Source organism: Limnohabitans sp. Hippo4 (genome assembly GCF_003063605.1).
GTDB lineage: Bacteria > Pseudomonadota > Gammaproteobacteria > Burkholderiales > Burkholderiaceae_C > Limnohabitans_A.
Map to the genome: position 1 here is coordinate 87,402 of NZ_NESE01000001.1, position 13,573 is coordinate 100,974.

General features: G+C 52.6%; 15 protein-coding genes. 11 read left to right on the top strand and 4 right to left on the bottom strand.

Features of this window, described 5'->3' with window-relative positions:
• Nucleotides 1-23 precede the first annotated feature (23 nt).
• The 8 genes from hflK (at nt 24) to B9Z46_RS00440 (ending at nt 7,228) form a co-directional block, all read left to right on the top strand.
• On the top strand, nt 24-1,421 hold the full coding sequence (gene hflK / locus B9Z46_RS00405) for an FtsH protease activity modulator HflK (RefSeq protein ID WP_108254793.1): 1,398 nt from the start codon (nt 24-26) through the stop codon (nt 1,419-1,421).
• A 12-nt stretch (nt 1,422-1,433) separates the two neighbouring features.
• Nucleotides 1,434-2,345: a protease modulator HflC gene (gene hflC / locus B9Z46_RS00410; protein ID WP_108254148.1), complete on the top strand. Its 912-nt coding sequence runs from the start codon at nt 1,434-1,436 to the stop codon at nt 2,343-2,345.
• Complete coding sequence (locus B9Z46_RS00415; RefSeq protein WP_199220514.1) at nt 2,346-2,537, top strand: DUF2065 domain-containing protein; 192 nt, start codon at nt 2,346-2,348, stop codon at nt 2,535-2,537.
• A 50-nt stretch (nt 2,538-2,587) separates the two neighbouring features.
• Complete coding sequence (locus tag B9Z46_RS00420; RefSeq protein WP_108254149.1) at nt 2,588-3,763, top strand: ATP phosphoribosyltransferase regulatory subunit; 1,176 nt, start codon at nt 2,588-2,590, stop codon at nt 3,761-3,763.
• The gene (locus B9Z46_RS00425; RefSeq protein ID WP_108254150.1) at nt 3,760-5,139 is read left to right on the top strand and encodes an adenylosuccinate synthase; all 1,380 of its coding nucleotides are present in this window, start codon (nt 3,760-3,762) and stop codon (nt 5,137-5,139) included. The genes B9Z46_RS00420 and B9Z46_RS00425 overlap by 4 nt, the downstream gene beginning before the upstream one ends.
• A gap of 60 nt (nt 5,140-5,199) precedes the next feature.
• Complete coding sequence (locus B9Z46_RS00430) at nt 5,200-5,724, top strand: phosphoribosyltransferase (protein ID WP_055360798.1); 525 nt, start codon at nt 5,200-5,202, stop codon at nt 5,722-5,724.
• A gap of 15 nt (nt 5,725-5,739) precedes the next feature.
• Nucleotides 5,740-6,966, top strand: coding sequence for a PLP-dependent transferase (locus B9Z46_RS00435; RefSeq protein ID WP_108254151.1), 1,227 nt, complete (start codon nt 5,740-5,742; stop codon nt 6,964-6,966).
• Nucleotides 6,967-7,030: 64 nt separating this feature from the next.
• On the top strand, nt 7,031-7,228 hold the full coding sequence (locus tag B9Z46_RS00440) for a hypothetical protein (RefSeq protein ID WP_108254152.1): 198 nt from the start codon (nt 7,031-7,033) through the stop codon (nt 7,226-7,228).
• A 12-nt stretch (nt 7,229-7,240) separates the two neighbouring features.
• Here the strand turns inward: B9Z46_RS00440 and B9Z46_RS00445 are convergent, their stop codons facing one another.
• Nucleotides 7,241-7,927: an arylesterase gene (locus B9Z46_RS00445; RefSeq protein ID WP_055361955.1), complete on the bottom strand. Its 687-nt coding sequence runs from the start codon at nt 7,925-7,927 to the stop codon at nt 7,241-7,243.
• Here B9Z46_RS00445 and B9Z46_RS00450 point away from each other — a divergent pair.
• Both B9Z46_RS00450 and rlmB read left to right on the top strand, forming a co-directional pair.
• Nucleotides 7,926-8,603, top strand: coding sequence for an ABC transporter ATP-binding protein (locus B9Z46_RS00450; protein ID WP_055360795.1), 678 nt, complete (start codon nt 7,926-7,928; stop codon nt 8,601-8,603). The genes B9Z46_RS00445 and B9Z46_RS00450 overlap by 2 nt on opposite strands.
• Nucleotides 8,604-8,610: 7 nt before the next feature.
• Complete coding sequence (gene rlmB, locus B9Z46_RS00455) at nt 8,611-9,348, top strand: 23S rRNA (guanosine(2251)-2'-O)-methyltransferase RlmB (RefSeq protein WP_055360794.1); 738 nt, start codon at nt 8,611-8,613, stop codon at nt 9,346-9,348.
• Here the strand turns inward: rlmB and B9Z46_RS00460 are convergent.
• The 3 genes from B9Z46_RS00460 to B9Z46_RS00470 are packed head-to-tail and all read right to left on the bottom strand — an operon-like array spanning nt 9,345 to nt 11,165.
• Entirely contained in the window at nt 9,345-9,947 is a 603-nt protein-coding gene (locus B9Z46_RS00460; RefSeq protein ID WP_108254153.1) for a chromate transporter, read from the bottom strand. The genes rlmB and B9Z46_RS00460 overlap by 4 nt on opposite strands.
• Nucleotides 9,944-10,546: a chromate transporter gene (locus B9Z46_RS00465; RefSeq protein WP_108254154.1), complete on the bottom strand. Its 603-nt coding sequence runs from the start codon at nt 10,544-10,546 to the stop codon at nt 9,944-9,946. The genes B9Z46_RS00460 and B9Z46_RS00465 overlap by 4 nt, the downstream gene beginning before the upstream one ends.
• 7 nt (nt 10,547-10,553) lie before the next feature.
• Nucleotides 10,554-11,165 carry a YigZ family protein gene (locus tag B9Z46_RS00470; RefSeq protein ID WP_108254155.1) on the bottom strand — a complete coding sequence of 204 codons (612 nt, stop codon included), beginning with the start codon at nt 11,163-11,165 and terminating at the stop codon, nt 10,554-10,556.
• An 88-nt stretch (nt 11,166-11,253) separates the two neighbouring features.
• On the opposite strand from B9Z46_RS00470, the gene B9Z46_RS00475 reads away from it, so the two are divergent.
• Nucleotides 11,254-13,554: a YgiQ family radical SAM protein gene (locus B9Z46_RS00475; RefSeq protein ID WP_108254156.1), complete on the top strand. Its 2,301-nt coding sequence runs from the start codon at nt 11,254-11,256 to the stop codon at nt 13,552-13,554.
• Nucleotides 13,555-13,573 lie beyond the last annotated feature (19 nt).

Here is a 13,573-nt window from a genome sequence, read left to right on the forward strand (position 1 = left end):
CAGATCAATCAGCTAGAAAACAAATGAACTTTAATCCCCGTGCTTTAGGCTGGACAGCCATTCCGCAACGCATTCGCGGCATGTTCAATTTGAACGACCCGCGCTGGGGTCGTGGAGACGACAAGCCATCCCAAGAGGGGCAAGACAGCTCGCATCCTTCCGCGCCGCCCTCTGGCCAGTCTCAACAACCCCATGGCAATCCTTCGGGTTCATCTTCCAACAAACCGGGTGCCCAATCGGGTCCCCCTGATTTGGACGAACTTTGGCGTGATCTGAATCGCAAGCTGTCTCAGTTCTTGGGTGGCAAAAATGGCGGACCACCCCACAAAGGTCCACCCAACGGCGCTTCTCCCAATGGCATTCCCCCTGTCTTCAGGAATTTAGGTGTTGGCGTTATTTTGGGCGCTTTGTTGCTGATCTGGATGGGCACTGGCTTCTTCATTGTGCAAGAGGGTCAACAAGCTGTGATCACGCAGTTTGGCAAGTACAAAGCCACTGTTGGTGCTGGTTTTAATTGGCGCTTGCCTTATCCCATTCAAAAGCATGAGTTGGTGTTTGTGACTCAAATTCGTTCAGTTGACATTGGCCGCGACAATGTCATCAAGGCCACCGGTTTGCGTGAATCCGCCATGCTGACGGAAGACGAGAACATCGTCGAAATTAAATTTGCAGTGCAGTACCGTTTGAACGATGCACGCGCCTATTTGTTTGAAAGCAAAAATCCCACCGAAGCCGTCGTTCAAGCTGCTGAAACAGCTGTGCGTGAAGTGGTCGGCAAAATGAAAATGGACTCAGCCCTTGCAGAAGAGCGAGATCAAATTGCACCGCGCGTTCGTGCGCTGATGCAAAACATTCTGGACCGTTACAAGGTGGGCATTGAAGTAGTTGGCATCAACTTGCAGCAAGGTGGCGTGCGTCCACCCGAGCAAGTGCAGGCTGCATTCGACGATGTGCTCAAAGCGGGGCAAGAACGTGAACGCGCTAAAAACGAAGCGCAAGCTTACGCCAACGATGTGGTACCACGTGCAGTGGGTGCAGCGTCTCGTTTGAAAGAAGAGTCGCAGGCCTATCGCGAGCGAATTGTGGCGCAGGCCGAAGGTGACGCACAACGCTTCAAAGCGGTGTTGCCCGAGTACCAAAAAGCCCCTCAGGTGACGCGTGATCGCATGTACCTTGACGCCATGCAGCAGATTTACACCAACGTCACCAAGGTGGTGGTGGACAGCAAACAGGGTTCCAACCTGATGTATTTGCCCTTGGACAAATTGATGCAAGTCACCAGTTCACCCTTGGCCCCAGGCGCTACCCCGGAGGTTAATGCCAACGGCAATGCCGCGTCAGCTGCCCCTGCGCAAGTCGCGCCACCTGTTGACCCCAGATCTCGAGACAGCCTTCGCTCTCGTGACCGTGATATTCGTTAAGGACTCAGCAAAATGAATCGTATTGGAATGTGGGCCACGTCCCTGTTGCTGGTCTTGGCTTTGGCCAGTTCAATGTTGTTCGTGGTGGATCAACGCCAATTTGGCGTGGTTTATGCACTCGGTCAAATCAAAGAAGTGATTACCGAGCCAGGTCTGAACATCAAGTTGCCGCCGCCCCTTCAAAATGTCACCTACATCGACAAACGTTTGTTGACTTTGGACAGCCCAGACACCGAACCCATGTTGACTGCAGAAAAGCAGCGTGTGGTCATTGACTGGTACGTGCGTTGGCGCATCACCGATCCAATGGCCTACATTCGTAACGTTGGCTTGGACGAAAAGTCAGGGGCCAATCAATTGAACCGTGTCGTTCGCAACGCTTTTCAAGAGGAAATTAACAAACGCACGGTCAAGGATTTGTTGTCTTTGAGCCGCGATGTTCTGATGAACGACGTCAAACGTGAAGTCTTGGAAAAGGTGCGGGGCGACAAGCCTTGGGGTGTTGATGTGGTGGATGTGCGCATCACGCGCGCTGACTATGTCGATGCCATCACTGAGTCTGTTTACCGACGAATGGAGGCCGAACGCAAACGCGTTGCCAATGAGCTTCGTTCAACCGGTGCGGCCGAAGGTGAAAAAATCCGAGCCGATGCGGATCGTCAACGCGAAGTGACGATTGCCAATGCATACCGCGAAGCCCAAAAAATCAAAGGGCAGGGCGATTCTCAGGCAGCACGCATTTACAACGAAGCTTTTGGACGTGATCCTCAGTTCGCACAGTTTTATCGCAGCTTAGATGCTTACAAAGCCAGCTTTGCCAAGAAGAGCGATGTCATGGTCTTGGACCCTAGCAATTCAGACTTTTTCAAAACCATGCGGGGCAACGTAGCACCTGCACCCGTTGCAGCACCTGCTAAGAAATAAGTGGACTTTGGGGCCTCCATCCTGGCGGCAATTGCCCTGGTTTTGATTTTTGAGGGGCTTTTGCCCCTCATTTCACCCACCCGATGGCGTGAAATGTTCACTCAGTTGTTGCAACTCCAAGACGGTCAAATTCGATTTTTTGGCCTGGCCGTTGTCTTGCTTGGCTTCTTTCTTTTAATTTGGCTCATTTAGACCCTGTTTGAACCGGTAAAATCCCTGTTTTAACAGCCCCCTTATTTGCCATGTCCGCTTGGGTCCTCCCGGATCACATCGCCGATGTCTTGCCTTCAGAAGCCAGACACATCGAAGAACTCCGAAGATTGCTTTTAGACACAGCCCGAAGCTATGGCTTTGAGTTGGTGTCGCCGCCCCTGCTGGAGCACATTGAGTCTTTGCTCACTGGCACAGGCAAGGCCCTTGACCTTCAAACCTTCAAACTGGTCGATCAAATATCAGGTCGCATGATGGGTTTGCGTGCCGACACCACGCCACAAGTTGCGCGCATTGATGCGCATTTGCTCAACCGCCAAGGCGTCACTCGCCTTTGCTACTGTGGCCCCGTTTTACACACCCAACCCGACCGTCCGCACGCCACGCGCGAGCCTTTGCAATTGGGCGCCGAAATTTTTGGTCACGCAGGCCTAGAGGCCGATTTAGAAGTCTTGCAATTGGCCCTTGACTGTTTGCATGCAGCGCAAATGGGTGAGGTGCTGGTGGACTTGGCCGATGCGCGAATTGTCAGCAGCTTGCTTGAAGGCTTGTCTTTGAATGAAGCCACGCGGGGCGATGTGTATGCCGCCTTGGCGTCCAAAAATTCTTCTGCCCTTGCTGAATTGACTCAAAAATTTCCAACGGACATTCAAGCTGGATTGATGAGTCTCATTGATTTGTACGGCGATGCATCTGTCTTGAACCGTGCACTGGCCATATTGCCCGCCAAGCCCAAAATCCAATTGGCCATTGAACAGTTGAAATGGCTCAGTGAACAACTGCCGCAAGTTCAATTTAAATTTGATTTAGCCGACGCTCGTGGCTATGCGTATTACAGCGGACTGCGATTTGCAATTTATGCCAAAGGCGCCAGTGACGCAGTGGTTCGCGGTGGTCGTTATGACGGTGTGGGTGCTGTGTTCGGCCACGAAATCAGCCGAGATCGGCCAGCTGTCGGTTTCAGTTTGGATCTGAAGCAGTGGGTCGGTGCAGTGCCTCAACTCACGCTCAAGGCGGCCATTCGCGCACCTTGGGGAATGTCGCCTGATTTGCGTTTGGCGATTGCCAAACTTCGCCATCAAGGCGAAACAGTTGTCTGTATCTTGCCGGGACACGACAGCGAAATTGATGAATTCCAATGTGATCGCCAACTCATCGAAGTGGCGGGGCAGTGGGTAGTTAAAGCCATTGAAAACAAAGCAAAATGAACATGACCAAAGGACGTAACGTTGTCGTTGTGGGCACCCAGTGGGGTGACGAGGGCAAGGGTAAATTAGTGGACTGGCTGACTGAAAGTGCACAAGGTGTTGTGCGCTTTCAAGGCGGTCACAACGCAGGCCACACCTTGGTGATCAATGGCGTCAAAACAGCGCTGCATTTGATTCCCAGTGGCATCATGCGCCCTGGCGTGAAGTGTTACATCGGCAATGGTGTGGTGCTGTCCGCTGGGAAGTTGTTTGAAGAAATTGCGGGCCTGGAAAAAGCGGGTGTTGAAGTGCGCTCGCGTTTGCGCATCAGCGAAGCCTGTCCTTTGATCTTGCCATTCCATGCGGCCATTGATGTGGCACGCGAAGCGGCGCGCGAACAGGGTGGCGCTGAGAAAATTGGCACGACAGGTCGTGGCATTGGCCCTGCCTACGAAGACAAAATTGCGCGTCGTGCACTGCGTGTTCAAGACTTGAAATATCCAGAACGATTTGCAGGCAAGCTTAAAGAGTTGTTGGACTTGCACAACCATGTGCTAACCACTTTCTTGGGTTCAGAGAAATTCACTTTTGGTGATGCCCTCAAGCCATACATTCAAAATGGCCAAGTTCAGTTTGACGTGGTTTACAAAGAGGCGATGGAACACGCAGCGCTGCTCAAACCCATGATGGCCGACGTGTCTCGCGAACTCAATGATGCACATCGTTTAGGTGCCAACTTGCTGTTTGAAGGTGCACAAGGTACTTTGCTCGACATCGATCACGGCACTTATCCTTATGTCACTTCCAGCAATTGCGTGGCAGGCAATGCCGCAGCGGGCTCAGGTGTCGGCCCTGGCATGTTGCACTACGTGTTGGGCATTACCAAAGCATATTGCACACGCGTCGGCGGCGGTCCTTTCCCGACCGAACTAGAATGGGAAAAAGAAGGCACACCCGGTTGGCACATGAGCACGGTGGGCGCTGAAAAAGGTGTGACCACTGGCCGCAGCCGCCGCTGTGGTTGGTTCGATGCCGCTTTGCTCAAGCGCAGCGCACAAGTCAATGGCTTGTCGGGCTTGTGCATTACCAAGCTGGATGTGTTGGATGGCTTGAAAGAGTTGCAACTCTGCACAGGTTACGAACTCGATGGCGAAGTTGTCGACATTCTGCCGATGGGGGCCGATGACATTGCCCGTTGCAAACCCATTTATGAAACCATTCAAGGCTGGACTGACAGCACGGTCGGTGTGACGCAGTTGGACAAATTGCCAGTCAATGCCCGTTTGTATTTGCAACGCATTGAAGAGGTTACGGGTGTACCCATTCACATGGTCTCCACCAGCCCAGACCGTGATCACACCATCTTGATGCACAACCCCTTTGCGGCCACTCATTAATTCATTTTCAACACCTCATTGCACTTTGGTGTGCAGTGAAAAAACCATCGGAGAAAATTCATGCTGACTGAAGACGGCAAACACCTGTACGTAAGCTACGACGAGTACCACAACCTGATTGAAAAGCTGGCCATCAAGGTGCACCAATCCGGCTGGGAATTTGACACCATCTTGTGCTTGGCCCGTGGCGGCATGCGTCCAGGCGACATTTTGTCGCGTATTTTTGACAAGCCTTTGGCCATCATGTCGACCAGCTCTTATCGCGCAGATGCAGGCACTGTTCAAGGTCACTTGGACATCGCCCGTTTCATCACAACCCCTAAAGGCGAGATCGCTGGCCGTGTTTTGTTGGTGGACGATTTGGCCGACTCGGGTCACACCTTGAACGCGGTGGTCAATATGCTCAAAACCAACTACAAGCCCATCACTGAATTGCGCAGTGCCGTGATTTGGACAAAGGGTGTTTCCGGTTTTCAGCCTGATTACTCGGTTGACTTTTTGCCTACCAACCCTTGGATTCATCAACCATTTGAAGGCTATGACAGCCTCAATCCAGAAAAATTGATGGAAAAGTGGAAAGTCTGAAGGTAGGATGTTGGGATGTCTGAAAAAAACACATCCCACACGTCAACCCAACTGATACACCACGGCTACACGCCACCGGCTGAGTTCCAAGCGCCTCAGCCGGGTATTTTCAAAGCCTCAACGGTTTTCTTTCCCAATGTGGCCGCCATGCGCCAGCGAGAGTGGAAAGACAAATCTGCCTACACCTACGGCACACACGGTACCCCCTCATCCTTCACCTTAGAAGAACGCCTTTGCACCTTAGAAGGTGGCAAACATTGCGTCCTCACGCCCAGTGGTTTGTCCGCATTGGCGGTGGCGGCATTTGCCGTTCTGAAAACTGGCGACCACGTGCTCCTGCCAGACAATTCGTATGGCCCCAACAAAACCTTGGCGGAAGGTGAATTGCAGTCCTTTGGCATCACGCACACGTACTACGATGCCATGAATCCCAAAGACCTGGCTGACAAAATTCAAGCCAACACCAAGCTGGTTTGGCTGGAGGCGCCAGGCTCTGTCAGCATGGAGTTTCCTGACCTCATTGCGTTGGTTCAAACATGCAAAACGCACTCGGTGATCACGGCCTTGGACAACACTTGGGGCGCAGGCTTGGCTTTCAAGCCCTTTGATTTGTTAGGCGACGGCAGTCTGTCTGTTGACATGACAGCCCATGCCTTGACCAAGTACCCCAGTGGGGGTGGCGATGTCCTGATGGGCAGCGTCATGACCTGTGACGATGGTTTGGCCATGAAGCTCAAACTGACCATGATGCGATTGGGCATTTGTGTGGGGCCCAACGATGTCGAGTCGATTTTGCGTTCACTGCCCACCATCACATTGCGCTACGAGGCTCAAGATCAAACAGCTCGAAAATTGGCCACTTGGTGGCAATCCCAAACGGCGTGTGTGCAAGTGATGCATCCTGCCATTGAAGGCTCGCCTGGCCACGCTCACTGGAAAGCTTTGTGTGCCCCTCATGGGGGGGCCGGTCATGCGGCGGGTCTGTTCAGTGTCATGCTAAGCCCCAAACTGACGCAAACTCAAGTGGATGCGTTTTGCGACACTTTGAAGCTCTTCAAAATTGGCTACAGTTGGGGCGGCCCTGTGAGTTTGGTGGTGCCTTACAACATCGCCAGCATGCGCTCCGATTGGCCTGCACAGTTGCAGCCAGGCTTCTTGGTTCGATTCTCTACGGGATTTGAATCTGCCGATGATTTGATGGCTGATTTGTCACAAGCCGCAACGCGCTGCTTGAATATTTGATCAATTTGCCAAGAGATGGATGGCAAGCTGATACAGTGGATCCCATTCATTAGAAAGAAACATCTTGGCAACTCCCAATTACGGCTACGAAAAACGTCAAAAAGAATTGGCGAAGAAGCGCAAGAAAGAAGACAAACTGAAAGCCAAAGCTGAGCGCAAATTGGACTCGCCCGACGGTGAGTCCAATGACCCAGAACTGGGTCAAGATTCAGATTCGAATTCAGAGCCCCATACTTCTCAGTCCAATTTGCAACAGCCCTGAATTGCTTTTCTTTTAAGGCTTTGCCTGTAGCATTTTTTTCAATTGCGGCCACACATTTTTCATCATCAAGGGCTGTGCTTTTTCGTTTGGATGAATGCGGTCGGCCTGAAACCACTTCAAGGGATCGGGGTCGTCTGCAACGCCTTTGAGAAACTGCTGGTTCAAGGCTGCTCCCGTCGACTTGCTGACCTTTTCATAAGCCGTTGACATTTGCTTCAGGTAATTGGCGCCGTAGTTGGGCGGGACTTGCATCGCAATCACCAACACCTTGGCACCCGTTGCTTGACTGGCTTTGATCATCGTCAACAAATTGCTTTGGGTCAGGTTCATGTCCAAGCCTCGCAATGCGTCGTTGCCCCCCAGCTCAATGATGACCACATGGGGTTGGTGAAGTTTGAGCAGCGAGGGCAGTCGCGTGACGCCCCCTGAAGTTGTGTCACCACTGATGCTGGCATTGATCAATTGAACGGGCGTTGATTCGCGCTGGGCTTGTTGGGCCATGTGATCGACCCAGCCTGTGCCACGCGTCAGTCCATACTCGGCACTCAGTGAATCTCCCACGATCAAGACTTTGGGGGCTTGTGTGGGTGTCTGTGTTGAGGTGTTTTGCGCAAAGCTCGTCGCAACAGATAAACCCATGGCCAACAAGCCCACAACAAGGCGGTTAAAGTGTCGAAATCGCAATAAAGGTAGGTGCATGTCAGAAACAATCATTTCAATCCAGCACGTCAGCAAAGCCGTACAGGATGTCAGCGGAACGCTGTCTATTTTGCGTGATATTGATTTCACCGTAAAAGCTGGGGAGACTGTGGCCATTTTGGGCGCATCCGGCTCGGGCAAAAGTACATTGTTGTCATTGATGGCGGGCCTTGATACGCCTACAGAGGGTCGTGTCATGTTGGCGGGCAAATCTTTGTTTGACATGTCAGAAGACGAACGTGCAGCATGGCGCGGTCAGCAATTGGGATTTGTCTTTCAGAATTTTCAACTCATGGGGCATTTGACCGCGCTGGAAAACGTCATGTTGCCACTAGAGCTGGCGGGTCATCGAGATGCATCTCGTTTGGCCAAGGACATACTGACCCAGGTTGGCTTGTCGCAGCGTTTGACGCATTTCCCCAAAGTGTTGAGTGGTGGGGAGCAACAACGGGTGGCATTGGCCAGGGCTTTTGTGGTTCAGCCTCAGCTTTTGTTGGCGGATGAGCCGACAGGCAGTCTCGATGCGCAAACCGGTGAAAGCATCATGGATTTGATGCTCTCCATGAATCAAGCCCGAGGGACCACCCTCATTTTGGTCACACACGACCACAAATTGGCCCAGCGTTGCCATAGAACGCTCACTTTGCAAGCTGGACAGCTCATATCCCAAGGATAATCGGGGCATGTCTTCTCCCAAAGTTCTGTTTGGCTTTCATGCCGTGGGTGTCCGTTTGAAAACGGCACCGCAATCCATTGTTGAAATTTATTTCGAGTCCACCCGCCGCGATGCTCGCATGCGCCAATTCATTGAACGCGCTCAAGAGGCCGGTGTTCGACTCATTGAAGCAGACAGCATGCGTTTGGCCAAGTTGGCCGGCAGCCACGGCCACCAAGGCGTGGCTGCGCGCGTAGAAACACTGCCCCAAGCGCATTCCCTCGACGATTTGTTAGATCAAGTTCAAGGGCCACCTTTGCTGTTGGTTTTGGATGGCATCACGGACCCCCATAACTTAGGTGCATGCTTGCGTGTGGCCGATGGCGCCGGTGCGCATGCCGTCATTGCCCCAAAGGACCATGCTGCTGGCATCAATGCCACAGTGGCCAAGGTGGCCAGTGGTGCTGCTGAAACAGTCCCTTATTTCATGGTGACCAATTTGGCGCGCACTTTGGGTGAATTGAAAGAACGCGCCATTTGGGTGATTGGTACCAGTGGTGACGCGTCCAAAAATATTTACCAGGTGGACCTCAAAGCGCCTGTTGCGTTGGTGCTGGGTGCAGAAGGTCCAGGCATGCGTCAATTAACGCGCAAGACCTGCGATGAGTTGGTTAGCATCCCGATGCAAGGCGCTGTTGAAAGCCTGAATGTGTCTGTGGCCAGTGGTGTTTGCTTGTTTGAAGCCGTGCGGCAACGTCTGGCTTAAAGCAGGCCAGCACCACCCAAAACGCCACCAATGGCAATCATCCACAGCAGATGCAAATTGGTTCTCAGCATCAATACCGTTGCAGCCGCCGTGACCAACCAAAGCTTCCAGTCTTGCTGAAAGTCTCGGTGAGCGGCTGACAGCAACCATCCGGTCGACACCAACAGGCCAATGACAATAGGGGCCATGCCAGATTTGAAGGCGCGCACAGAGCGTAAATTTCGATTTTTATGGGTCCATTGAGTGGCTTGGTACGTCAAGATGGAGGAGGGCAGCATGATGCCCACCATGGTGATGAATACACCCATCATGCCTAACGCCCATGCATGCGGACCTGCAGACAATCCGCCACCCGCATTGAGGCCAATGTTCCATCCCATCAAAGCCACAAACAACACATTGGGGCCAGGGGCTGACTGAGCCAATGCGATTGATGAGGAGAATGAGGCATCGGTCAGCCAATTTTTCTCGTCCACCAAATACCGATGCATTTCAGGCGCGGTGGTGATGGCACCTCCCACGCCAAGCACTGACAGCAGGGCAAAGTGCGTGAACAGACTCAGCCAATCCTGAGGACTTAAATTCAAGACCTCATTCATTTGGTGTCACCCTCTTGCAGCTTGGATGTGATCCCCAAAGCACGGTAAGTGAGTAGGCAAGCGAGCAGCCCTAAGCCGAGCAAGACCCAAATCAAAGAAATGCGAAAAATACCAACCGCCGCGAAAGTGATAAGGGCAAAGGTAATGGCCAGCCAAAGCCCGAGCGGGTTTTGAGGCATTGTCTTGGAGAGTTTCAAGCCTGTTGCAATGATCAAGCCGCCCGACACAGCCCCCATGCCTTTGAGCGCACCTTGTGCCACAGCACTGTCTGACACGCCACCGAACAAAATGGCCAAGGTCAAGACCAGCAGCATGGGCGCCATGATCAGGCCACTGACTGCAGCCAGTGCACCCGCGAGACCAAAATATTTTCCGCCCAACATCAAGCAAAGGTTGACCACATTGGGGCCTGGCATGACTTGCGCTACCGACCATTCCTCCACAAATTGCGCTTGTGTGAGCCACTTTCGACGGTTGACCAATTCGTGTTGAACGATGACCAAGACGCCGCCAACACCCTGAAGAGCCATCAGGGTGAAAGCAACGAAGAGTTCGGTCTTTGATTGGGGTTGTCGAATTTCAGATTCTTCAGAAGTCATGCGTCAATTATCCTTGAGACGCAGAACCGGTATTTGCATCTGCCCAGACCAATTTGCCTTGGCCCAGATCGTTCAGTGCCTGTTGCCACTTCACTGACTGAGCTTTGGGAATTTCCAGTACAAATTGAACCAAACTTTCATGGCTGACACTCAAAATACTGACTTCCGCCATTTGAGCTTGCCGTCGAAGCCAGCCCTCCATGTCATAGGGGACCCAACAGATCAGTTCAATTCTGGGGACGATGGGTGACTTTTCAGCGAACAGAAGCGCTTGTGCAACAGCATCGGTATAGGCTCTGACCAAGCCGCCCGCACCCAGTTTGATACCCCCAAAATATCGAACCACGGTGGCCACCACACCGTCCAAATCTTGATGCCGCAAGACTTCCAGCATCGGTCTTCCTGCAGTGCCGCTGGGTTCGCCATCGTCTTGGGCCGCAGAATCACCTCCGGCCAGCATGGCCCAACAAACATGAACGGCATCGGGGTGGGCTTGCTTGAGGTGCAAAACGAGTGCTTGCGCCTCTGCACGATTCTTGACCGGCTGAACACGGGCCAAAAAGCGGCTTTTTTTAATGACCAACTCATGGTCGACCGGCGCTAGCAAAGTCATGGGCATGGCTCAATTATCGGATGAGAAAGACCTTTCAACCGACACAGACCTTGTAGAGGCTCTAAACTCGGGGGATTCCTCTCCAGGTTGGTTCATGAACGCCTTCGTCGATGTCTCCTTTTTTCCGCGTGAAGCGAAACCCCTGACCAGTTATCGCAAGTTCTGGGCAGCGCGCTTTGGCACGGCCCCGTTTTTGCCCATGAGCCGTTCAGAAATGACCCAGCTGGGTTGGGACAGTTGCGACATCATTTTGGTCACAGGCGATGCCTATGTTGATCACCCAAGCTTCGGCATGGCTGTCATTGGCCGCATGCTTGAGGCGCAAGGTTTCAGGGTCGGCATCATTGCCCAGCCAGACTGGCAAAGCGCTGAACCATTCAAAGCCTTGGGCAAACCCAATTTGTTTTGGGGCGTTACAGCTGGCAACATGGATTCCATGATTAACCGGTACACGGCGGATCGCAAAATTCGTTCTGATGATGCCTACACCCCCGGCGATATCGGTGGAAAACGCCCCGACCGTGCTGCCATTGTCTACAGCCAACGATGCCGTGAAGCGTTTCCAGATGTGCCCATTGTTCTGGGTGGCATCGAGGGTTCTCTGCGCCGCATTGCACACTACGATTACTGGTCAGACAAGGTTCGACGCTCCATCGTGGTCGATAGCAAATGTGATTTGTTGCTGTATGGCAATGCCGAGCGTGCTGTGGTTGAAATTGCGCACCGTTTGGCCGCCAAAGTCCCTGTGCAAGAAATTACGGATGTTCGAGGTACTGCGTTTGTGCGCCGTCAAACGCCTGAAGGCTGGTTTGAAATTGACTCAACCACCGTTGATACTCCAGGGCATGTCGAAGCCCATATCAATCCGTATTTGATGATTTCGGAGCAAGCCAAAAGCAATGGCGCCAGTTGTGCCCGTGAGGATGAAGCACAGGCTGTGGCAAATCAAGAGAATGCCAAAGCCAGCCTTTCGAATTTGAAAACAGAACAAACCCTTCAGTTTGTGTCTAATCCCAACATGCCAGCGCTCAAAGGCAAAGGCTTGCACAAGGTGCCTCCCCGCGATCGAAGTGTGATTCGCTTGCCCAGTTATGAGCAAGTTAAAAGCGATCCCGTCCTGTATGCGCACGCCAATCGTGTGTTGCATTTGGAGACCAATCCAGGCAATGCACGTTGTTTGGTTCAAGCCCATGGCGAAGACCATACAGCGCGTGATGTGTGGATGACGCCACCCCCCATTCCTTTGACAACGGCTGAAATGGATGCGGTGTTTGACTTGCCCTATGCGCGCAGTCCTCATCCCAGCTATGCAGACGAAAATGGTTCGCACGATGGTGCAACCAAAATTCCTGCATGGGAGATGATTCGCTTCTCGGTCAACATCATGCGAGGTTGCTTTGGCGGGTGTACTTTCTGTTCAATCACCGAACACGAAGGTCGCATCATTCAAAGTCGAAGTGAAGCCTCCGTGCTGCGAGAAATTGAAGACATTCGCGACAAAGTCAAAGGCTTCACCGGTGTCATTTCAGACTTGGGCGGTCCTACGGCCAACATGTACCGTTTGGGATGCAAAAGTCCCGAGATTGAAGCGGCGTGTCGCAAACCCAGTTGTGTGTTCCCCGGCATTTGCAGCAACCTCACCACCGACCACGGTCCTTTGGTTCAGATGTATCGCAAAGCCCGCAGTATCAAGGGCATCAAGAAAATTCTGATCGGTTCTGGTTTGCGTTATGACTTGGCCGTTCAGAGTCCAGAGTACGTCAAAGAGTTGGTCACGCACCATGTCGGTGGCTATCTGAAAATTGCGCCTGAGCACACCGAGAAGGGTCCGCTGTCCAAAATGATGAAGCCCGGCATTGGTACTTACGATCGCTTCAAAAGCATGTTTGACAAGTTCAGCGCAGAAGCGGGCAAGAAACAATTTTTGGTGCCTTATTTCATTGCGGCTCATCCAGGCACCAGCGACGAAGACATGATGAATTTGGCCATCTGGCTCAAGAAAAACGGTTTCAGAGCAGACCAAGTTCAAACTTTCTACCCCAGTCCCATGGCCAGCGCCACGGCCATGTACCACACCACACGCAATCCGCTGCGCAAAGTGACACGCGACAGTGAAAAAGTGGATGTTGTGAAAGGGGAGAAGCGTCGTCGTTTGCACAAGGCTTTCTTGCGTTACCACGATGCCAATCACTGGCCCTTGTTGAGGGACGCCTTGAAAGCAATGGGCCGTGCTGATTTGATTGGCAATGGCAAACACCACCTCATTCCTACGTGGCAACCTTTGTCGGATGAGTATCAGAGCGCGCGCCGCAAGAACAGCACCCCCACGGGTTCACCCCGCAAGGGCCAAGTGCTGACGCAGCATACCGGATTGCCACCGCGCAAAAAGCGCTAAGCAAGGCCTGATCCGATGC

Coding starts and splice junctions, on each gene's coding strand:
- hflK (WP_108254793.1), top strand. CDS start 24: ATGAACTTTAATCCCCGTGCTTTAGGCTGGACAGCCATTCCGCAACGC.
- hflC (WP_108254148.1), top strand. CDS start 1,434: ATGAATCGTATTGGAATGTGGGCCACGTCCCTGTTGCTGGTCTTGGCT.
- B9Z46_RS00420 (WP_108254149.1), top strand. CDS start 2,588: ATGTCCGCTTGGGTCCTCCCGGATCACATCGCCGATGTCTTGCCTTCA.
- B9Z46_RS00425 (WP_108254150.1), top strand. CDS start 3,760: ATGAACATGACCAAAGGACGTAACGTTGTCGTTGTGGGCACCCAGTGG.
- B9Z46_RS00430 (WP_055360798.1), top strand. CDS start 5,200: ATGCTGACTGAAGACGGCAAACACCTGTACGTAAGCTACGACGAGTAC.
- B9Z46_RS00435 (WP_108254151.1), top strand. CDS start 5,740: ATGTCTGAAAAAAACACATCCCACACGTCAACCCAACTGATACACCAC.
- B9Z46_RS00450 (WP_055360795.1), top strand. CDS start 7,926: ATGTCAGAAACAATCATTTCAATCCAGCACGTCAGCAAAGCCGTACAG.
- B9Z46_RS00445 (WP_055361955.1), bottom strand. CDS start 7,927: ATGCACCTACCTTTATTGCGATTTCGACACTTTAACCGCCTTGTTGTG.
- rlmB (WP_055360794.1), top strand. CDS start 8,611: ATGTCTTCTCCCAAAGTTCTGTTTGGCTTTCATGCCGTGGGTGTCCGT.
- B9Z46_RS00460 (WP_108254153.1), bottom strand. CDS start 9,947: ATGAATGAGGTCTTGAATTTAAGTCCTCAGGATTGGCTGAGTCTGTTC.
- B9Z46_RS00465 (WP_108254154.1), bottom strand. CDS start 10,546: ATGACTTCTGAAGAATCTGAAATTCGACAACCCCAATCAAAGACCGAA.
- B9Z46_RS00470 (WP_108254155.1), bottom strand. CDS start 11,165: ATGCCCATGACTTTGCTAGCGCCGGTCGACCATGAGTTGGTCATTAAA.
- B9Z46_RS00475 (WP_108254156.1), top strand. CDS start 11,254: ATGAACGCCTTCGTCGATGTCTCCTTTTTTCCGCGTGAAGCGAAACCC.